Annotated in this window: 20 protein-coding genes; 11 read left to right on the top strand and 9 right to left on the bottom strand. The window is 72.3% G+C overall.

What is annotated here, in order from left to right; translation table 11 throughout:
- Positions 1–153: 153 nt before the first annotated feature.
- Positions 154–678, bottom strand: a complete 525-nt coding sequence (locus ACH4D5_RS31965) for a GNAT family N-acetyltransferase (RefSeq protein WP_398309229.1) — start codon at positions 676–678, stop codon at positions 154–156.
- The gene (locus ACH4D5_RS31960; protein ID WP_398309226.1) at positions 675–1880 is read right to left on the bottom strand and encodes a M20 family metallopeptidase; all 1206 of its coding nucleotides are present in this window, start codon (positions 1878–1880) and stop codon (positions 675–677) included. Before ACH4D5_RS31960 ends, ACH4D5_RS31965 begins: the two co-directional genes overlap by 4 nt.
- Positions 1881–2170: 290 nt before the next feature.
- Here ACH4D5_RS31960 and ACH4D5_RS31955 point away from each other — a divergent pair, with 290 nt between their 5' ends.
- The gene (locus tag ACH4D5_RS31955; protein WP_398309223.1) at positions 2171–3127 is read left to right on the top strand and encodes a polysaccharide deacetylase; all 957 of its coding nucleotides are present in this window, start codon (positions 2171–2173) and stop codon (positions 3125–3127) included.
- On the opposite strand, the gene ACH4D5_RS31950 is transcribed toward ACH4D5_RS31955, so the two are convergent.
- Positions 3120–4136, bottom strand: a complete 1017-nt coding sequence (locus tag ACH4D5_RS31950; protein WP_398309220.1) for an HAD-IIA family hydrolase — start codon at positions 4134–4136, stop codon at positions 3120–3122. The genes ACH4D5_RS31955 and ACH4D5_RS31950 overlap by 8 nt on opposite strands.
- A 127-nt stretch (positions 4137–4263) precedes the next feature.
- On the opposite strand from ACH4D5_RS31950, the gene ACH4D5_RS31945 reads away from it, so the two are divergent.
- Entirely contained in the window at positions 4264–5169 is a 906-nt protein-coding gene (locus ACH4D5_RS31945) for a HipA family kinase (protein WP_398309694.1), read from the top strand.
- Positions 5170–5260: 91 nt separating this feature from the next.
- On the opposite strand, the gene aceB is transcribed toward ACH4D5_RS31945, so the two are convergent.
- On the bottom strand, positions 5261–6880 hold the full coding sequence (gene aceB / locus ACH4D5_RS31940) for a malate synthase A (protein WP_398309217.1): 1620 nt from the start codon (positions 6878–6880) through the stop codon (positions 5261–5263).
- A gap of 226 nt (positions 6881–7106) precedes the next feature.
- Complete coding sequence (locus tag ACH4D5_RS31935; protein WP_398309215.1) at positions 7107–7748, bottom strand: NTP transferase domain-containing protein; 642 nt, start codon at positions 7746–7748, stop codon at positions 7107–7109.
- 183 nt (positions 7749–7931) lie between these two features.
- Here ACH4D5_RS31935 and ACH4D5_RS31930 point away from each other — a divergent pair, with 183 nt between their 5' ends.
- Positions 7932–8225, top strand: coding sequence for a DUF5955 family protein (locus tag ACH4D5_RS31930; RefSeq protein WP_398309691.1), 294 nt, complete (start codon positions 7932–7934; stop codon positions 8223–8225).
- Positions 8226–8401: 176 nt separating this feature from the next.
- Here ACH4D5_RS31930 and ACH4D5_RS31925 read toward each other — a convergent pair whose 3' ends face one another.
- Positions 8402–9871, bottom strand: a complete 1470-nt coding sequence (locus ACH4D5_RS31925; RefSeq protein ID WP_398309212.1) for a PLP-dependent aminotransferase family protein — start codon at positions 9869–9871, stop codon at positions 8402–8404.
- 101 nt (positions 9872–9972) lie between these two features.
- On the opposite strand from ACH4D5_RS31925, the gene ACH4D5_RS31920 reads away from it, so the two are divergent.
- A complete protein-coding gene (locus ACH4D5_RS31920) occupies positions 9973–10524 on the top strand; it encodes a universal stress protein (protein ID WP_398309209.1) in 552 nt (183 codons plus the stop codon).
- A 128-nt stretch (positions 10525–10652) separates the two neighbouring features.
- On the opposite strand, the gene ACH4D5_RS31915 is transcribed toward ACH4D5_RS31920, so the two are convergent.
- Positions 10653–11468: an IclR family transcriptional regulator gene (locus ACH4D5_RS31915; protein WP_398309206.1), complete on the bottom strand. Its 816-nt coding sequence runs from the start codon at positions 11466–11468 to the stop codon at positions 10653–10655.
- Positions 11469–11816: 348 nt separating this feature from the next.
- Here ACH4D5_RS31915 and allB point away from each other — a divergent pair, with 348 nt between their 5' ends.
- The 3 genes from allB (at position 11817) to ACH4D5_RS31900 (ending at position 14896) form a co-directional block, all read left to right on the top strand.
- Positions 11817–13190: an allantoinase AllB gene (gene allB / locus ACH4D5_RS31910; protein WP_398309203.1), complete on the top strand. Its 1374-nt coding sequence runs from the start codon at positions 11817–11819 to the stop codon at positions 13188–13190.
- A gap of 4 nt (positions 13191–13194) precedes the next feature.
- Positions 13195–14310: an allantoicase gene (gene alc / locus ACH4D5_RS31905; RefSeq protein ID WP_398309200.1), complete on the top strand. Its 1116-nt coding sequence runs from the start codon at positions 13195–13197 to the stop codon at positions 14308–14310.
- 118 nt (positions 14311–14428) lie between these two features.
- On the top strand, positions 14429–14896 hold the full coding sequence (locus ACH4D5_RS31900) for a hypothetical protein (RefSeq protein ID WP_398309197.1): 468 nt from the start codon (positions 14429–14431) through the stop codon (positions 14894–14896).
- Between the two features lie 27 nt (positions 14897–14923).
- Here ACH4D5_RS31900 and ACH4D5_RS31895 read toward each other — a convergent pair whose 3' ends face one another.
- The gene (locus ACH4D5_RS31895) at positions 14924–15664 is read right to left on the bottom strand and encodes an SDR family NAD(P)-dependent oxidoreductase (RefSeq protein ID WP_398309194.1); all 741 of its coding nucleotides are present in this window, start codon (positions 15662–15664) and stop codon (positions 14924–14926) included.
- Positions 15665–15906: 242 nt separating this feature from the next.
- Here ACH4D5_RS31895 and ACH4D5_RS31890 point away from each other — a divergent pair, with 242 nt between their 5' ends.
- Together ACH4D5_RS31890 and ACH4D5_RS31885 are read left to right on the top strand one after the other, a co-directional pair.
- Positions 15907–16515, top strand: coding sequence for a dihydrofolate reductase family protein (locus ACH4D5_RS31890; protein WP_398309191.1), 609 nt, complete (start codon positions 15907–15909; stop codon positions 16513–16515).
- 113 nt (positions 16516–16628) lie between these two features.
- Positions 16629–17069 (top strand): ribonuclease domain-containing protein, encoded by a 441-nt coding sequence (locus ACH4D5_RS31885; protein ID WP_398309188.1) that lies wholly within the window; start codon positions 16629–16631, stop codon positions 17067–17069.
- 1 nt (position 17070) lies between these two features.
- Here the strand turns inward: ACH4D5_RS31885 and ACH4D5_RS31880 are convergent, their stop codons facing one another.
- Complete coding sequence (locus ACH4D5_RS31880; RefSeq protein WP_398309185.1) at positions 17071–17298, bottom strand: hypothetical protein; 228 nt, start codon at positions 17296–17298, stop codon at positions 17071–17073.
- Between the two features lie 159 nt (positions 17299–17457).
- On the opposite strand from ACH4D5_RS31880, the gene ACH4D5_RS31875 reads away from it, so the two are divergent.
- Together ACH4D5_RS31875 and ACH4D5_RS31870 are read left to right on the top strand one after the other, a co-directional pair.
- Positions 17458–18735, top strand: a complete 1278-nt coding sequence (locus ACH4D5_RS31875; protein WP_398309182.1) for a sensor histidine kinase — start codon at positions 17458–17460, stop codon at positions 18733–18735.
- Positions 18732–19403 (top strand): response regulator, encoded by a 672-nt coding sequence (locus ACH4D5_RS31870; RefSeq protein WP_398309179.1) that lies wholly within the window; start codon positions 18732–18734, stop codon positions 19401–19403. The genes ACH4D5_RS31875 and ACH4D5_RS31870 overlap by 4 nt, the downstream gene beginning before the upstream one ends.
- The last annotated feature ends 24 nt before the right edge of the window (positions 19404–19427 follow it).

Raw genomic sequence — 19427 nt, 5'->3', positions numbered from 1 at the left:
GCCGCGGAGATTCGTATGCCTCATGAGACGGCTCCTTCAGCACATCACGACCGCGCACAAGCCTTGCTTCAACCAGTCTGTCCCCCTTTGCTCGGTCAACTCGCGGTTGAATCAGTACGGGTTAACAAGTGGGACAGTACGAAGAGCGTGCCGTCAGCCGTCGCCTTTCGGAGCGGCGGTGAACCCGGTGGGCCGCTGGAACAGGGCACCGGAGTGACGGTGCGGCAGGTCGACGATCCGCAGCAGCTCGAACCCCCGGTCGAGGTAGTACCGGTGCAGCAGGCCGTTGGTCTTCCACGCCTCCAGACGGAGCCAGGGCTTCTCCCGCTGTGCCGCCAGCCGGCCCGCCCAGTCCAGCAGCCGCGCCCCCACCGACTGCCCGGCGGCCTCTCTGCTGACGACCAGGTCGTGGACGTACAGGGCCGCATCGGGGTCGTCGTCCGCCCACCACTCGGGATCGGCCTGCCGCTCCACGGTCACCGTCCCCACCAGCTGGCCCTCGCGGAAGGCGAGATGACAGTCACCCGCGCGGACCGCCCCTTCCATGCGCCACCGCCGGGGCGGGTACTGCCACTGGTCGATCCCCCTGGAGGCGAGCCAGCGGCTCGCCTCCAGCCAGAGCCCTTCCACCCGGTCCAGTTCGTCGACGCGCGCGGGGCGGATCCGCAGGTCGCTCATGCCGTACGCCCTTCGCCGCCGGCGCCCGGACGGTGCAGGGCCACGGCCGCGTAACAGGCGATCCCGGCCGCGAGGGCGTCCTCGTCGATGTCCGCCCGGCAGGAGTGCAGGGCGGGCGCGCGCCCGGGATCCAGCCCCGGCGGGCACGCGCCCAGGAAGGCGAGGGCACCCGGCACCGCGTCCAGGACGTAGGAGAAGTCCTCGGCGGTCATCGCCGGAGCGGGCAGCACACCGACACGCCCGGAGCCGAGCACCTGCGCCGCGGTGCGCAGCACGAACTCGGTGAACGCCGGATCGTTGCGGGTCACCGGATACCCCGCATCGATCGACACCTCCGCCGTCGCCCCGTGGGCCGCGGCCACGCCCGCGGCGACCCTGGAGACCAACTCGTGCACGTGCAGGCGTGTTTCCCGCGACAGGGTGCGCACGGTCCCGGCGAGCTCGACCGTCTCCGGGATGATGCCGGTCCCCGAGCCCGCCGCGAGGGAGCCGACCGTGACGACAGCCGGGTCGGCGACGTCGACCGTCCTGGTCACCGCCGTCTGCAGGGCCAGGACGAGCTCACAGGCCGCCGGCACGGGATCGCACGCCGTGTGCGGCGACGACGCATGCCCCCCACGGCCGCGGACGACGATGCGCAGCTTGTCGGAGGCAGCCATCTGCGGGCCGGGGCGCAGCCACAGGCTGCCGCTCGGCAGCCCCGGCATGACGTGCAGGGCGAACGCGGCGCCCACCTCGCCGCCGTGCCCGGTGAGCAGCCCCTCGTCGAGCATGTGGCGGGCACCGTGGTGGCCCTCCTCGCCGGGCTGGAACATGAACACCACGCGCCCGGCGAGTTCGTCGCGGCGCGCGGCGAGCAACCGGGCCGCGCCGACCAGCATGGCCATGTGGGCGTCGTGCCCGCAGGCGTGCATGGCACCGGGGACCCGCGAGGCGAACTCGAGGCCCGTGGCCTCGGACACGGGCAGGGCGTCCATGTCCGCGCGCAGCAGGACCACCGGGCCGTCCCGCCCGCCGTCGAGCGTCGCGGTCACCGAGGACAGCCGTCGACCGGTGCGGAGGTCGAGACCCAGGCCGTCCAGCGCTTCCAGGACGCGCCGCTGGGTCTGCGGCACGTGCAGGCCGGTCTCCGGCCAGGCGTGCAGGGAACGGCGCAGTGCCACGGCGTCGGGCAGGAACCGCCGGGCCTCGGCCAGGATCACGTCACCGCTCCGCGCCGCTCGAAGGCGTCATGATGGGCCCTCCTCCCCGGGGGCCACCGCCCGCCGAAGCTTCCGAGGCCGACACGACAACAGTGCCGCCACGACAACAGTAGGAAAGCGACCGGGAGACGGGCAGACGGCCTCCGCGCCGAAGCACGCGTTTCGGTCAGGGCCACGCCGCGGTCCGTTGTCCTGTTCATGCTCCTGTCTGCCGTACAAGCCGATGGCATGCTCGTATGGCTCACCCGCACACCCCACCCAGCGAGCCGCGGAAGGAGCGGGGAACCGCCATGACCGTGCCGGGCGCAGACACCGGGAAGGCACCACGGGCGGAGCCTCCACAGGCCCCTTGGCAGTGGGGTGAGGAGGAATGGCGCCGGCACGTCGAGCGGGTGCGCGCCGGACGCAGCCTCAAACCGGCCCGCTGGCCGGGGGGTGCCAGAGCCGCCGTGGCGTTCTCCTTCGACCCCGACCACGAGACGATTCCGCTGCGGGACGGCGAGGTGATGCCAGGAAAGCTGTCGCAGGGGGAGTACGGGGCCCGGGTGGGCGTGCCGCGTATCCTCCGGCTGCTCGAACGGCACGCCCTGCCCGCGACGTTCTTCATGCCGGCCGTGTGCGCGCTCCTTCGCCCGCAGGAGGCGCGGGGGTATGCGGAGCGCGGGCACGAGGTCGCCATCCACGGCTGGATCCACGAGCGCAACATGGAGCTCGGCCGGCAGGACGAGCGGGAACTCGCCCTCCGGTGCGCGGAGACCCTCGAACGGATCACCCGTCAGCGGCCGGTGGGCATCCGCACGCCGTCCTGGGACTTCAGCGAGCACACGCTCGACATCACCCTCGAACTCGGCCTGTCGTACGACTCCTCCCTGATGGCCGACGACGACCCGTACGAGATCCTCTCCTACGGGAAACCGACGGGGCTGGTGGAGATCCCCCCCGAGTGGATCCGGGACGACGCCGTCTACCTGAACATGGACCGCTACAGCGCCGTGCGCCCGTACACGATGCCGCGGCACGTACTGGAGCTGTGGCGGGACGAATTCGACGGCGCCTACGCGGAGGGCGGACTGTTCGAGATCACCCTGCATCCGCACGTCATCGGCCACCGGTCACGGGCCGTCGCCCTGGAGCAGCTCCTGGAACACGTCTGCGGGCGCGACGACGTCTGGTACGCGACGCACGCCCAGATCGCCGACCACGTCCGGCAGGAGGCGGGGCTCGGCGACGGGCGTCCCGTCACCTGACAGGGTCCCGCGCGCACCGGGCCAGTGTCTCCAGGACCGCCGTCGTAGACGGGGGCTCGGGCGCCGACCACGAGGCCCGGCACGCGGCCCACAGGGCGTCCTCGGGGTCCCCCCGTCCCGTCAGCACCAGTTCGCGGTCGCGCACCCTGCCCAGCCAGCCACCGCACCGATGACCTCCGGCGTGTTCCTCGACGCGGCGCGCGGGTGCGAGGAGGCCGCGCAGGTCCGCCGCCAGATGTGTGGGGCGGCGGTGCTCCGGGGCGGTCAGGAGGTCGTGCGGCGTGGTGGCGCCGGTGAGGACCACCAGGCTGTCGAAGCCCGCTCCGCGCGCACCCTCCACGTCGGTGTCGAGCCGGTCCCCGACCATGAGGGGGCGCCGGGCACCGGTCCGGGCCGCGCCCTCCCGCAGCAAGGCGGCGGACGGTTTACCGGCCACCGTCGGGACGGCGCCGGTGGCGGCGCGCACCACGTATGCGAGAGCACCGTTGCCCGGTGCCGTTCCCCGGTGAGTGGGCGCGTTCAGGTCGGAGTTGGTGACGATCCAGGGCACCCCACGTCCCACGGCGTAGGCCGCTTCGGCCAGTTCGCGCCAGCTGACCGTGGGCGCGAAGCCCTGGACGACACAGTCGGGGTCGTCATCGGCCGACCGAACGGGCTCCAGACCGTACGCCCGTAACGCTGCCAGCAGACCCTCGCCCCCGATGGCCAGCACCCGGGCAACCGGTGGGCGCAGCTCCGCGGCCAGCCGGGCGGCGGCCTGGGCCGACGTCACGACATCGTCCGCCACCGACGGCAGGCCGAGCCGTCGGAGGTGTTCGCAGACCTCCACGGGAGTTCGATAGCTGTTGTTGGTCACGTAGGCCAGGCGCATTCCCAGCGCCCTGGCGCGGGCGAGTGAAGGCGCTGCGTGTTCCACCGCGTACGGCCCCACGTAGACGACGCCGTCGAGATCGAGGAGCGCGGCGTCGTACACCTGCGCCAGCGGAACGGGAAGTGAGTCGTCGTCCATGCCAGGCCATCATGACGAGAGCGGACATGGCGCACAATGCCCCGCGGCACGCGGGCCGGGCCGGGAAGGAGATGTCCGCGATTACTATGATCACCCAGTGAGCAGAGACGTCCGGGAGCCGTGGGAGATGCTGAGAGAAGTCACCGCGACCCGTTACATCGAGCCCCTGCGGGCCGGCGGCTCCGTGCCCGGCGTCGTCGAGGCCGACGATCTGGGCACGTACGTCGTCAAGTTCACCGGATCCGCCCAGGGCCGCAAGGCGCTCGTCGCCGAGATCGTCGTCGGTGAACTCGCCCGCCACCTCGGTCTGCGCTTTCCCGAACTGGTCCTCGTGCACTTCGACCCTGCGGTCGCCGCCGACGAGCCGCACCAGGAGGTCCAGGACCTCCTGCACGCCAGCGCGGGCCTCAACCTCGGCATGGACCTGCTGCCCGGCGCCGCGGACTTCACCCCGGAGGCGATCGACGTCGACCCGCTCGAGGCCGGCAAGGTCGTCTGGCTCGACGCCCTCACCGCGAACGTCGACCGCACGGTGCACAGTTCGAACCTGATGGTCTGGCCCACCTTCGGCGTCCACGAGCCGAAGCTGTGGCTCATCGACCACGGTGCCGCCCTGGTCTTCCACCACCGCTGGGGGGTGACGCCGCCCGACAAGGCGTACGACTTCCGCCACCACGCCCTCGGCGGGTACGGGCCCGACACGGCCGCCGCCGATGCCGAACTGGCGCCGCTCGTCACGGAAGCCGTGCTCCGCGAGATCGTCGGCCTCGTCCCCGACGCGTGGCTCGCCGACGAGCCCGGGTTCACGTCCCCGGACGAGGTGCGGGAGGCGTACGTGGCCTTCCTGCTGGCCCGCGCCCGGGCCTCCGCGGCGTGGCTGCCGACGGACTTTCCCGGCCGGGACGAGCTGGCCGCCGCGGACGCGAGGCGTGCGGCCGCCACCGAGAAGGGCCGCCCCGCCTGGCTGAAGCGGGTACCCGACCTGCACGGGAAGCCCGCGGCGGAGCAGGACTGGTCGACGCACCTCGGCTGAGAGGCGCACGAGAAGGCCCCCCGGCGCTGTGCGGTGCCGGGGGGCTTCTCGTGTTGCTGGTGTTGCTCGTGTTGCTCGTGTTGACGGAACGTCAGCGGAGCTGCTCGTACGCCGGGAGGGTCAGGAAGTCCGCGTAGTCCGCGTCCAGGGAGACCTGGAGGAGGAGGTCGTGGGCCTGCTGCCACTTGCCGGCCGCAAAGGCCTCGTCGCCGATCTCGGCGCGGATCGCGGCGAGTTCACGCGCCGCCACCTCGCGGGCGAGGTCGGCCGTGGCGGTCTGGCCCGTCTCGAAGACGACGCCCGCGTTGATCCACTGCCAGATCTGCGAGCGCGAGATCTCCGCGGTGGCCGCGTCCTCCATGAGGTTGAAGATGGCGACGGCGCCGAGACCGCGCAGCCACGCCTCGATGTAGCGGATGCCGACCTGGACGGCGTTGACCAGGCCGTCGTACGTGGGCTTCGCGTCGAGGGAGTCGATGGCGATCAGGTCCTCGGGCGCGACCTTCACGTCCTCGCGCAGGCGGTCCTTCTGGTTCGGCTTGTCGCCGAGCACCGCGTCGAAGGACTTCATGGCGATCGGGACCAGGTCCGGGTGCGCCACCCACGAGCCGTCGAAGCCGTCGCCGGCCTCGCGGTCCTTGTCGTTCTTGACCTTCTCGAACGCGACCTTGTTGACCTCCGCGTCCTTGCGGGACGGGATGAACGCCGCCATGCCGCCGATGGCGTGCGCGCCGCGCTTGTGGCAGGTGCGGACGAGGAGTTCGGTGTACGCCCGCATGAACGGGGCGGTCATCGTCACCAGGTTGCGGTCCGGCAGGACGAACTTCGAGCCGCCGTCACGGAAGTTCTTGACGATGGAGAAGAGGTAGTCCCAGCGGCCCGCGTTCAGACCGGACGCGTGGTCGCGCAGCTCGTAGAGGATCTCCTCCATCTCGTACGCGGCCGTGATCGTCTCGATGAGGACCGTGGCGCGGACCGTGCCCTGGGGGATGCCGACGTAGTCCTGCGCGAAGACGAAGATGTCGTTCCAGAGGCGGGCCTCCAGGTACGACTCCGTCTTCGGGAGGTAGAAGTACGGGCCCTTGCCGAGCTCGATGAGGCGCTTGGCGTTGTGGAAGAAGTACAGGCCGAAGTCGACGAGCGCGCCGGGGACCGGCTCGCCGTCGACCTGGAGGTGGCGCTCGTCCAGGTGCCAGCCGCGCGGGCGCATCACGACGGTCGCGAGCTCGTCGGCGCCCTTCAGGGCGTACGACTTTCCGGTGCGCTCGTCCGTGAAGTCGATGCGGCGCTCGTAGGCGTCGGTGAGGTTGAGCTGGCCGAGGATCACGTTCTCCCAGGTGGGAGCGGAGGCGTCCTCGAAGTCGGCGAGCCAGACCTTCGCGCCCGAGTTGAGGGCGTTGATGGTCATCTTGCGGTCGGTCGGGCCGGTGATCTCCACGCGGCGGTCGTTCAGCGCGGCGGGGGCCGGGGCGACCTGCCAGGAGTCGTCCTCGCGGACCGCGGCGGTCTCCGGGAGGAAGTCCAGGGTGGACGTGCGGGCGATTTCGGCACGGCGCTCGGCACGCCGGGCGAGGAGCTCGTCACGCCGGGGCGTGAACAGCCGGTGCAGCTCGGCCACAAAGGCGAGGGCCGCGTCGGTGAGCACCTCTTCCTGCCGGGGCAGGGGCTCTGCGTCGACGATGGCCAGCGGCGACGGCGCTAGTGCGGACATGAGCTGTCACTTCCTTCAGAGAGCTGCACGGACGGTGCCGGGCGGGCCGCCGGGCAGACGCGGTGGCACTGGGTGCCACTGGAGCCGAGGTACGGCTGCGGGGCCCCGTCCGAGATAACGGGCCTTCTGGTCAGTGGATACTAGTTTCCTCATAGTGGAAGTTCAATGGTTTGTTGATGTCGAGATTCTTCTCGTCGACAGAACGTGTCGCTGAGTGCCACGTCGGTCACTCCAAGTGGATCAGGTCTTCGGCCGTGTCGATGTCGTACGCCTCCGCGACGTCTCCGCACTCGATCAGCGTGAGCGCGTCGGAGTGCGCCCGCAGGTAGTCGCGTGCCCCACGGTCGCCGACCGCACTCGCGCGGATGCCCGCCCAGTGCGCGCTCCCGAACAGGACGGGATGGCTCCGCCGGCCCTCGTACGCGGCCGCCGCGAGCGTCGTCGGCGACCGGTACGCCGCGCGCACCCGGGCCGTCGCCGCCACGCCGATCCCCGGCTGGTCGACGAGCGAGACCAGCGCGGCGGACGCGCCGGTGCCGGCGAGCGAGGCGAGCCCGGCCCGCAGGGACGAACCCATGCCCTCCTCCCACTCCGGGTTGTCCACCAGCACGCAGCCGGGGAGCGAGGCCCGCTCGCGCACGGTGTCGGCGGAGGCGCCGAGCACCACGTGCACCCGCTCGCACCCGGCGTCGCGCAGCACCCGCACCGCGTGCTCCACCAGCGGCGCGCCCCGGTGCTCCAGGAGGGCCTTCGGCCGCCCGCCGAGCCGCCGCCCGCCACCGGCGGCGAGCAGCAGCCCGACGACCTCTCCCGCCCCACCGCCCCGCACGTTAATCGGTTCTCTCGGCTCTCTCGGTTCTGTCGTCATGGCTCCTGCATACACGCCTCGACAGCGTGCGCGAAGTGGCGCATCCCGTATCGGGAACGGTTTACTGACCCGCGGCCCCCGGTGCCTGACCAGCGCCTCAGGGGCCCGCGAAAGAGGAACGGAACAGCCGCACGGAGACGTGCGAGGGGGAGAGCCGTGTTGCGGAGCGTGGAGCAGAGCCAGGTGACCGGGAGCGACGAGGACCCACGGGTGGCGGAGTTGCGCGCCGCCGTCGCCCGGCTGCGCCGTGAACTCGCCGCCCACCCGGCCGAGTTCACGGACCGCGGCATCGCCGAGGACGAACTGGCGGCGCTGGCGGAGATGGCGTACGGCACCCCGGAGGTCCCCCGGATGCGCCGTTCCCTCCTCCTCGTGGCCGGCGCAATCGGCTCCGTCAGCGCACTGGCCGCAGGGCTGGCGTCGGTGCGGGGCGCAGTGGAGATGTTCGGCGAACCGAAGGGGCGCGGGGGCTGCTGAGGCCGCGGGGGCCGCGGGCCCCGCAGGATCGATTCTGCGGGGCCCGGCCGGGGGCGTGCGGCGCGCCGGGGGCGGGTGGCGGCGGGGGTGTGTGACGCGGGGGGCGTGCCGCGCCGGGCCCACGCCACGCCGGGCCGTGCTGCGAGGGGCCCACGCCGCGCCAGGCCGTGCCGGGCTCACGCGACCCAGTGGCGGCGGGTGGTGTCGGCCGGGGTGGGGGTGAGGTCGCCGGTCAGGGTCTTGGACAGGCGGAGTACGGCCTCGTCGGCCTGGGGTGGGAGGAGCGTGTAGGGGATGCGCAGCCGGTGCTCGTGCGTGCCCGGGTCGGCCCCGAAGCGGGAACCGCCCTCGATCCGCACGCCCTGTGCGAGCGCCGCGCGGGCCAGGGCGGATGCCACCGGCCGCCCCAGGTCCACCCAGAGCGACAGCCCGCCCGGCGGGACCCGCCAGCGCCACTCCGGCAGGTGCCGGGCGAGTGACGCGGCGAGCGCGTCGCGCTGCGCCCGCAGCCGCGGCAACCGCTCGCGCAGCACGTCGTCCATGCCGCGCAGCAGATGGAGCGCCACCAGCTGCTCGATGACGGGCGTCGCCATGTCGCTCGGCACGCGCTTCGTCGCCAGCTCGGTGATCAGCCCCGACCCGGCCCGCACCCACCCGATCCGCAGCCCGCCCCAGTGGGACTTGCTCAACGACCCGAAGGTCACGATCTGTTCGCCCACACCGTGCGCCGCGAGCGAGGCGAAGGGAGCGGGCGGCGGCCCGTCCAGCGCGATGTCGGTGATGGTCTCGTCGATCAGCAGCCAGGTGCCCGTGGCGCGGGCCGTCTCCAGGATGCGCAGCCGCTGCTCGTGCGGCATCAGGCAGCCCGTCGGATTCTGGAAGTCCGGTACGAGGTACGCGAGGCGGGGCGCCGCCTGCCGCAGCGACGACTCGACGAGGCCGCAGTCCCAGCCGTCCTCCGTGACCGGCACCGGAACCGCCCGCAGGCCCGCCCCGCGGATCGCGTCCAGAGCGTTCGGATACGACGGGTTCTCGACCAGGACCCGGTCGCCCTGCCTGCCCAGCAGGGACAGGGTCAGCGACAGCGCGTGCTGCGCGCCGGTGGTGATCAGGACCTGGTCGGGCAGCGTGGGCAGCCCGCGCCGCGTGAAGCGCTCGGCGACGGCGGACCTCAACTCCGGTATGCCGTACGGGTGGTAGCCCGGCGTCGGCGCGTGCTCGGCCAGCATCCCGCCCGCCGCGGCGAGCGCCGCGCGGAGCTCCGCCTCCGGGGCGCCGGGCGCGGCTATCGCGAGGTCGAGGACGTCGTCGCCCGCCGGGAACGCCGCCACGTTGGACGGCCGCTGCCCCTGCGGCAGCTCGGTCCAGGTGCCCGCACCGCGGCGGCTGCGGGCGTAGCCGCCCTCGCGCAGCACGTCGTACGCCGCCGTGACGGTGGCCCGGCTGACGGCCAGCGCCGAGGCCAGCTCGCGTTCGGCGGGCAGCCGCGTGTGCAGCGGGATGCGGCCGTCGAGCAGGAGGGTGCGCACGCCGTGGGCGAGCGCGCGGTAGCCGGGGCGTTCGCCCACGGTGCCGGTCAGCAGGCCGGCCAGCCGACGGCTGCCCAGCCTCCTGTCCACGGTGTGGACCACTCGTGCCTCTGCCATGCCAACTCCCACTGATTGGCCCTGCTGCCCAGGCCAATCAGCGTACAGACTCCCGTTCGTGGCACGTCAGTCGGTCGTTTTGGCCCGGAAAGGGGATACCGATGTCAGTGGACGGAGCGGCGGTGGCCGGGCGGGCGACCGCCGGGGCGGGGCGCGTCGTGGTGGGGGTCAGCGGTTCCCTGGCGAGCCTCGCGGCGCTGCGGGCCGGCGCGGCGGAGGCGCGGCGTACGGGACAGGTGCTGGTCGCGGTACTGGCCTGGGAGCCGCCGGAGGGGGAGGCGCTCTATCTGCGCCACCCGGACCGGGAGTGGGCGCGGCACTGGTGGACCGAGGCGAAGGCCCGCCTCGACCGCGCTTTCGACGAGGCCTTCGGCGGCACGCCGCCAGGCGTGGTCGTCGAACGCCGGGTGATCAGGGACCACCCCGGCCGCGCCCTGTGCGAGGCGGCCACGCACCCCGACGACCTCCTGGTCCTGGGCGCGCGCCCCCACAGACACATCACGCCCCGAACCCACCGTCACGTCCGCGCCCACGCCTCCTGCGCGGTCCTCACGGTCCGGCCCCCCGCCCTCCCCAAAGCCCTCCGCCGCACCCTCCGCAACCTGACCCCGGACGACGCAAGGCTGACAGACAAGGCCCCCACCTGGCAGTGACGCCGAGGGTCAAAACACCCGGGTGGGACTGCCCCTACCCGACAATGACGTCGCGGGGCAAACGGGTGGGTGGGTGGGTGGGAAAAAATCCGCCGCGAAGCGGCGGGGCCTGGCACCCCGCCCAAGGCTCAGGAGCCAGCCCCCGCCGAGACCAACGCCTCCGACAACTCCAAAGCCACCTGCTGCAACACCGGCACGATCTTCTCCGTCGCCGCCTCGGTCACCCGCCCCGCGGGCCCGGAGATGGAGATCGCCGCCGCGGTGGGCGAGTTGGGCACCGGCACGGCAAGGCACCGCACGCCGATCTCCTGTTCGTTGTCGTCCACCGCGTACCCCGTGCGGCGCACGACCTCGAGCGCGTCGAGGAAGCCCTCCGGCGTGGTGATCGTCTTCTCCGTGGCGGCCGGCATCCCGGTGCGGGCGAGCAGTGCCCGGACCTCCTCCGGCGACGCGTGCGCGAGCAGCGCCTTGCCGACGCCCGTGGAGTGCGGCAGGACCCGCCGGCCGACCTCGGTGAACATCCGCATGGAGTGCTTGGACGGCACCTGCGCGACGTACACGATCTCGTCGCCGTCGAGCAGCGCCATGTTCGCCGTCTCGCCGGTCTCCTCGACGAGGCGGGCGAGATAGGGCCGCGCCCACGTGCCGAGCAGCCGCGACGCGGATTCGCCGAGGCGGATCAGGCGCGGGCCGAGGGAGTAGCGGCGGTTGGCCTGCTGGCGTACGTACCCGCAGGCGACCAGCGTGCGCATGAGACGGTGGATCGTGGGCAGCGGCAGACCGCTGCTGGCGGAGAGCTCGCTGAGACCGACCTCGCCCCCCGCGTCCGCCATCCGCTCGAGCAGATCGAAGGCGCGCTCGAGGGACTGGACGCCACCGCTCGCGGCGGGGGTCTTGGAGGCGGCGATTTCAGCAGGGGCGTCGCTGGCGCTTGACGTCGGCACGGCGCGTTCCTTTCGGTGCTGGCGGGCAAGGAAGCAGCCTACCGGTCGGTTCTTCACGAGGACTGTCGCTCGGCATGCCGTCGCCGCCGGTCAGGGGGCGTTTGTCCGTGTCTCCGCAGGGTTGTCCCGCGCCCCCGCGGCGCTCGCGTTGTGCGTAGCTACGTTCTGGTATACGGAATCATAATTCCACTCTGTGGAAACGTCCAGTGCGGTGGGGTTCGCCCGGGCCCGCCGAAGTCCACCCTTGACGTCACCGGCGCAAGCGTGAAAACTCCTTCAACAGAACGTTGAATTCCGTTAAGCGGAAGCAAAAGGTCTGTGTAGCGGAACAGAAGAGAGGGGACGCGGGTGTCCGAAAGGGACGTGGACGTGGACGCGACGGCGGGCCGGGGCGTGGAGCTTGTGCTCCGCTCGACCCGTGTCGTCACCCCGGAAGGGACGCGGGCCGCCTCGGTCGCCGTCTCCGGCGGGAAGATCGTGGCTGTCACCGCGTACGACGCCGATGTGCCGGACGGCGCGCGCCTGGAGGACTTCGGCGACGACGCCCTGCTGCCCGGCCTGGTCGACACGCACGTCCACGTGAACGACCCGGGCCGCACGGAGTGGGAGGGCTTCTGGACCGCCACCCGCGCCGCGGCCGCCGGCGGCATCACCACCCTGATCGACATGCCCCTCAACTCCCTGCCGCCGACGACGACGGTGGACAACCTGCGCACCAAGCAGGACGTCGCCCGCAGCAAGGCCCACATCGACGTCGGGTTCTGGGGCGGCGCCCTCCCCGACAACGTCCAGGACCTCAAGCCCCTGCACGACGCCGGTGTCTACGGCTTCAAGTGCTTCCTGTCGCCCTCGGGCGTCGACGAGTTCCCCGAGCTGAACCAGGACCAGCTGGCCACCTCGATGGCCGAGATCGCCGGCTTCGGCGGACTGCTCATCGTGCACGCCGAGGACCCGCACGAGCTGGACGCCGCCCCGCACAAGAGCGGCCCCAAGTACGCGGACTACCTCCAGACCCGGCCCCGTATCTCCGAGGACACCGCCATCGAGGGCCTCATCGCCGTCGCCAAGCGGATCGGTGCGCGCGTGCACGTGCTGCACCTGTCCTCCTCCGACGCGCTTCCGCTCATCGCCGCCGCCCGGCGCGAGGGCGTCGAGCTGACCGTCGAGACCTGCCCGCACTACCTCACCCTGACCGCCGAGGAAGTCCCGGACGGCGCCAGCGAGTTCAAGTGCTGCCCGCCCATCCGCGAGGCCGGCAACCAGGACCTGCTGTGGCAGGCGCTGGCCGACGGCACCATCGACTGCGTCGTCACGGACCACTCCCCGTCCACCGCCGACCTGAAGACCGACGACTTCGCGACCGCGTGGGGCGGCATCTCCGGACTCCAGCTGAGCCTGCCCGCGGTCTGGACCGAGGCCCGCAGGCGCGGGCACACCCTCGACGACGTGGTGCGCTGGATGTCGGAGCGCACCGCACAGCTGGTCGGACTCGACCAGAAGGGCGCCATCGCGGCCGGCCGGGACGCCGACTTCGCGGTCCTCGCGCCCGACGAGACCTTCACCGTGGATCCCGCGGAGCTGCAGCACCGGAACCGGGTCACGGCGTACGCGGGCAAGACGCTCAGCGGCGTCGTGAAGTCCACCTGGCTGCGCGGCGAACGCATCCTGCACGGCGGCGAGTTCAGCGAACCCGCAGGCCGACTTCTGGAAAGGAACAACTGAAACAGTGACGGCGATACCCTCCTTCACCGGCGACGCGAGCCCCTACGGCGGCGGCGAGCCCTACGCCGACTACCGCACGGCCGACTTCCCCTTCACCCAGTACGCCAACCTCGCCGACCGGCAGCTCGGCGCCGGTGTGATCGCCGCCAACGACGAGTTCTTCGCGATGCGCGAGAACCTCCTCCTCGCGCACCCCGCCGTCTTCGACCCGGAGCACTTCGGGCACAAGGGCAAGGTCATGGACGGCTGGGAGACCCGCCGCCGGCGTGGCGTGTCCGCCGAGCACCCGTGGCCCACCGAGGACGACCACGACTGGGCGCTCGTCCGCCTCGGCGCGCCCGGTGTCGTACGCGGCATCGTCATCGACACCGCGCACTTCCGCGGCAACTACCCGCAGGCCGTCTCCGTCGAGGGCACCAGCGTCGAGGGCTCGCCGACGCCCGAGGAGCTCTGCGGGGACGACGTGAAGTGGACGACGCTCGTCCCCCGCACGCCCATCGGCGGGCACGCGGCCAACGGCTTCGCCGTCGACGTCGAGCAGCGCTTCACGCACCTGCGCGTCAACCAGCACCCGGACGGCGGCATCGCCCGCCTCCGCGTCTACGGCGAGGTCGTCGCCGACCCCAAGTGGCTCGCCGCGCTCGGCACGTTCGACGTCGTCGCCCTGGAGAACGGCGGCCAGGTCGAGGACGCCTCCGACCGCTTCTACTCGCCGGCCACCAACACCATCCAGCCGGGCCGCTCCCGCAAGATGGACGACGGCTGGGAGACCCGCCGCCGCCGCGACACCGGCAACGACTGGATCCGCTACCGGCTCGTCCAGCAGTCCGAGATCCGCGCCGTGGAGATCGACACCGCCTACCTCAAGGGCAACTCGGCGGGCTGGGCGTCCCTCTCGGTACGTGACGGCGAGACGGGGGAGTGGGCCGAGGCGCTGCCCCGCACCCGCCTGCAGCCCGACACCAACCACCGCTTCGTCCTGCCCGCCCCCGTCGTCGGCACGCACGTCCGCGTCGACATCTTCCCGGACGGCGGCATCTCCCGCCTGCGCCTGTTCGGTTCCCTGACCGAATCCGGCACGGCCGCGCTGACCGCCCGCCACCAGGAACTGGGCGGCTGACCCGCCCCCACAGAACGTGGGGCGCACCGGGTGGACAGCCCCGGTGCGCCCCGCACCCATGTGACGTACCGCGTGGCCCGCGTGGAAAGAGCCCGCCCAGCGTGATGGAATCCCGCGGATGAAGTACGTGAAAGTCGACTGGGACCCGGAGCTCCACGGCTTCCGGACCGACGCGCGTGCCTACTTGGCCGCCCTTCCCGACTTCCGGGACGCGCTCCCCGAGGGAGCCCGGGCCTTCGCGTCCGAGGCCGGACATTACGACTACACGAGCGAGCGGTGCGTCAAGGACCTGGAACTCGCCGACATCACCCTGCCCACGACGACCATGGGCAGGGCCGGCACCGCGTCGGTCACCTATCGCCCCAACCGGTGGAAGCACACCGCCGGACTGCGGATCCAGTACACCGGCGTCACGCACTTCTCGGTCGACTACGAAGCGTCGATCGACTGGATGGAGGCCATCACCGTCCTGCTGGACGAAGTCCTGCCCCACGAGGAAGGCGTCGTGCACCGCACCGAACTGACGGATGCCCTGATCACGGTCCGTTGTGCCGACCTGACGGCGACCTGGGTGCCGGTCCCGTAGGCCCGTGGTCGCGGGCCGGGCCCGGAGCTAGGCCGCGTGGCCCCCGTCCACCGACAGCTCCGTGCCGGTGATGTACGCCGCGGCGTCGCCGGCGAGGTAGGTGACCAGGGATGCCACCTCGTCGGCGGAGCCGAAGCGGCCGAGGGCCGTCAGGGCGCTCTGGCCGGCGGCGAGGGGGCCGTCGGCCGGGTTCATGTCGGTGTCGGTCGGGCCCGGCTGCACCAGGTTCGCCGTGATGCGGCGCCCGCCCAGCTCCCGTGCCAGGCCCTTGTTGAGGCCGATCAGCGCCGCCTTGCTCGTCGAGTAGAGGGTGCCGCCGGGGCCGGGGACCCGCTGGGCCATGCAGCTGCCGATGGTGATGATCCGGCCGCCGTCGCGGAGCCGGGCGGCCGCTGCCTGCGAGGCCAGGAAGACCCCTCGTACGTTGACGGCCATGACGCGGTCGATGTCCGCGAGCGTCAGGTCGCCGATGGGGCCGAGGACGCCGATCCCCGCGTTGTTCACCAGGATGTCCAGGCCGCCCAGGTCGTCGGCCGCGCGGTCCACCACGCCCGCCGCGTCACCGGCGTCCGCCGCGTCGGCCCTGAGGGCGATGCCGCGCCGCCCCATCGACTCGATCTTCGTGACAACCTCCCTGGCGGCGTCCTCGCCCCGTACATAGGTGATCGCCACGTCGGCGCCCGCCTCGGCCAGGCCCAGCGCGATCGCCGCGCCCATGCCGCGGCTGCCGCCGGTGACCAGAGCCGTCCTGCCGGTGAGAGAAGACATGTCCGTACCTCTTCCGCGTACTTCGTCACTTCGTCACTTCGGTCAGTGCTGACTGCCAGAAGTGCTTGCGGGTTCAATGAAAGCCGCCGGGGCGGGTGAGGACTGGCGGTCATCGGACACGCATCTCCACCTCCCCGGGCGGCGATGACTTCCCGGCGGCCGCGGAGTCTGAGTGGGTGAGAGACGGCCCCCCCCGTCGGGGCTCTCGCAGCCAAGGACCGAGAAGAAGGAAGGCGCTCGCCATGAAGCTCACACTCACCCAGTTCGTCACCCTCGACGGCGTCATGCAGGCCCCGGGCGGCCCGGACGAGGACCGCAGCGGCGGTTTCGAGCACGGCGGCTGGTCGGTGCCCTATGGAGACGAGGACTTCGGTGCCTTCGTCAACGAGGTCTTCGACCGGGCCGACGCCTTCCTGCTCGGCAGGGGCACGTACGAGATCTTCGCCGGGTACTGGCCCAGGATGACGGACCCCGACGACCCGGTGGCCTCGCGGCTCAACTCCCTGCCGAAGTACGTCGCGAGCACCACCCTGACCGGCGCGGACTGGCAGGGCACGCGGATCATCGGCCGCGACGACCTGGTCAAGGACGTCACCGCGCTCAAGGAGCAGCCTGGCCGCGAACTGCAGATGCACGGCAGCGGCGGCCTCGCCGGTTCCCTGATGGCGCACGACCTCATCGACACCCTGCACCTCCTGACGTTCCCGGTCGCCCTCGGCACCGGCAAACGCCTCTTCACGGAGGGCACTCTCCCCACCGCCTTCCGGCACACGCGGTCGCGCACGACGTCCAAGGGTGTCGTCATCAGCACGTATGAGCGAGAGGGGCGCCCTGAGTACGGCAGTTACTAGGGGACGGGGCCTGTGTCGGCGGGGTGGCCTGGCGGCGACCGGTGGTTAACTCCCGGAAAACTTCACAGACTTGACGTTGACACGCCAACCTCTACGCGCGTCACACTGGACCCATGCGAATCCCCCCACGAAGCCGATTCCTCGGCGCCACCGCCCTTGCCGCCGCCCTCCTCCTCGGCGGCCCCGCCGCGGCCACCGCGAGCGCCGCACCGACCGCACCGGTCACACTGGCCGCACCGGTCGCTGCGACCGCCCACTCCGCAGCCGCGGTCGGCGAGATCTGCTACTCCGCGCTGCCCTCCCAGGCGCACGACACCCTCGACTTGATCGAGGCCGGCGGCCCCTACCCCTTCCCGCAGGACGGCACCGTCTTCCAGAACCGCGAGGGTGAGCTGCCGCAGCAGAGCTCCGGCTACTACCACGAGTACACGGTCATCACCCCGGGCTCCGACGACCGCGGCGCCCGCCGCATCGTCACCGGCGAAAAGAGCCAGGAGGACTACTACACCGCAGACCACTACGCCTCGTTCGACCTGGTCGACTACGGCTGCTGACTCAGCCCACCGGCAGGCTCCGTAAGCTCCGCACGGCGGCGAACAGCGCGCAGGCCAGCACGATCAGCGCCACGCTCGCGTACGTCTCGTAGCCGTCGAGGAAGCCGACGCGCTGCACCAGGCCCCACCCGGGCAGCGCACCGGTGAGCCGGTGGACCAGGCCGACCGCGCCCTGGAGCAGCAGGACCACACCGAGAAACTCCAGCAGCCGCTTCACGTCCTTCTTCATGGGGAAGATCCTCGTCCCGTGCCTTCACCGCGGACATCCGCCGCGGGGCGAGGATCTTCCCCGTGCGCGGGTCCGAAAGTCGACGGCCCGCGCGACTTTGGTGGACGATCATGCGCGAGGCGCGTCCGCGCCCGCCTGAGGTGCGTAGATTTGTCGACCATGAGCGGCACTGATCCCACGCGGCGGCCCGAGCCGGAGCCCCCCGCCGACCCCGCGCCCGGACCGTGGGTCAGGGCGCCGTGGGCGCTGCCCTCCGCCGTCGCCCGGGAGTTCGACCCGAGCCGCGCGGGACGCAGGTCGCGGCGGACCGTGCGCGACTGGCTCGCCGACTTCACCTGCTTCTTCGCCGCCGTCTTCATCGGGATGGTGGGCGCCGACGCGGTCGTCGACAACCCGCACATCTCACAGGGAGCCGCGGAGCTCGACCAGGTGATCGGCGCGCTCGCCTGCGCCGCGGTCTGGCTGCGCAGGCGCTGGCCGCTCGGCCTCGCCGTCGTCATGGTGCCGGTCGCGGTGGCCTCCGACACGGCGGGCGGCGCCGCGGCGGCGGCCCTCTTCACCCTCGCCGTGCACCGGCCCTTCCGGTACGTCGCCTGGGTCGGCGGAGCCTCGATCGCGGTGCTCCCGCTCACCTACTGGCTGCGGCCCGACGGGGACATTCCGTACGGAGTCTCCATCGCCTTCGGCGTCCTCGTGACCGCCTCGGTCATCGGCTGGGGCATGTTCGTGCGCTCCCGCCGCGAGCTCCTGCTCAGCCTGCGCGACCGCGCCCTGCGCGCCGAGAACGAGGCCGCGCTCCGCGCCGAACAGGCCCAGCGGCTCGCCCGCGAGGACATCGCCCGCGAGATGCACGACGTCCTCGCCCACCGCCTCACCCTGCTCAGCGTCCACGCGGGCGCCCTGGAATTCCGCCCCGACGCGCCCCGCGCGGAGATCGTCCGGGCCGCGGGCGTCATCCGGGAGAGCGCCCACGAGGCGCTGCAGGACCTGCGCCAGGTCATCGGCGTGCTGCGCGGCGGCGACGCGGACGCCTCCGGCCGCCCGCAGCCCACGCTCGCCGCCCTCGACACCCTGGTCGCCGAATCCCGCGAGGCGGGCATGAAGGTCGTCCTCGACAACCACGTCACCGACCCCGCCGCCGTGCCCGCCACCCTCGGCCGCACCGCCTACCGCATCGCCCAGGAAGGCCTGACCAACGCCCGCAAGCACGCCCCCGGCGCCGAGGTGACGGTGGCCGTCACCGGCGCGCCCGGCGAGGGCCTGACCCTGTCCGTGCGCAACCCCGCACCACCCGGTGACGTGCCCGAGGTGCCCGGCTCGGGACAGGGCCTGATCGGCCTCGCCGAACGGGCCTCCCTCGCGGGCGGCAGGCTCCGCCACGCGCCGGGCCCCGACGGCGGGTTCCACCTGGAGGCCTGGCTACCGTGGGCGTCATGAAACCGATCAGGCTGCTGCTCGTCGACGACGATCCGCTGGTGCGCGCCGGGCTCTCCTTCATGCTCGGCGGCGCGGACGACATCGAGATCGTGGGCGAGGCGGGCGACGGCACCGAGGTCGCCCCGCTGATCGGCGAACTCCGCCCCGACGTCGTCCTGATGGACATCCGCATGCCCCGGATGGACGGCCTCGCCGCCACGGAGGCGCTGCGCAGGCGCCCCGACGCCCCCGAGGTCATCGTCCTCACCACGTTCCACGCCGACGAGCAGGTGCTGCGCGCCCTGCGCGCCGGCGCGGCGGGCTTCGTCCTCAAGGACACCGCGCCCGCCGAGATCGTCGCGGCGGTGCGCGCGGTGGCCGCCGGGGAGCCGGTGCTCTCGCCGACGGTGACGCAGCAGCTGATCACCCAGGTGACGGGCGTCGACCCGCAACTGGACCGCAGGCGCCGCGCGTCGGAGCGGCTGGCCGCGCTGGGGGAGCGGGAGCGGGAGGTGGCCGTCGCGGTCGGACGCGGCGGCTCCAACGCGGACATCGCCGCCCAGCTGTATCTGAGCGTCGCCACGGTCAAGGCGCACGTGTCGCGGATCCTCACGAAGCTGGACCTCAACAACCGGGTGCAGATCGCCCTGCTGGTGCACGACGCGGGCCTCCTCGACCAGGACGGATGAGGGGACCGGGGCGGATCAGGAGAA

This window comes from Streptomyces sp. NPDC018029, assembly GCF_044327655.1.
Classification (GTDB): domain Bacteria; phylum Actinomycetota; class Actinomycetes; order Streptomycetales; family Streptomycetaceae; genus Streptomyces.
This window is presented reverse-complemented; position numbering and strand designations above follow the sequence as displayed.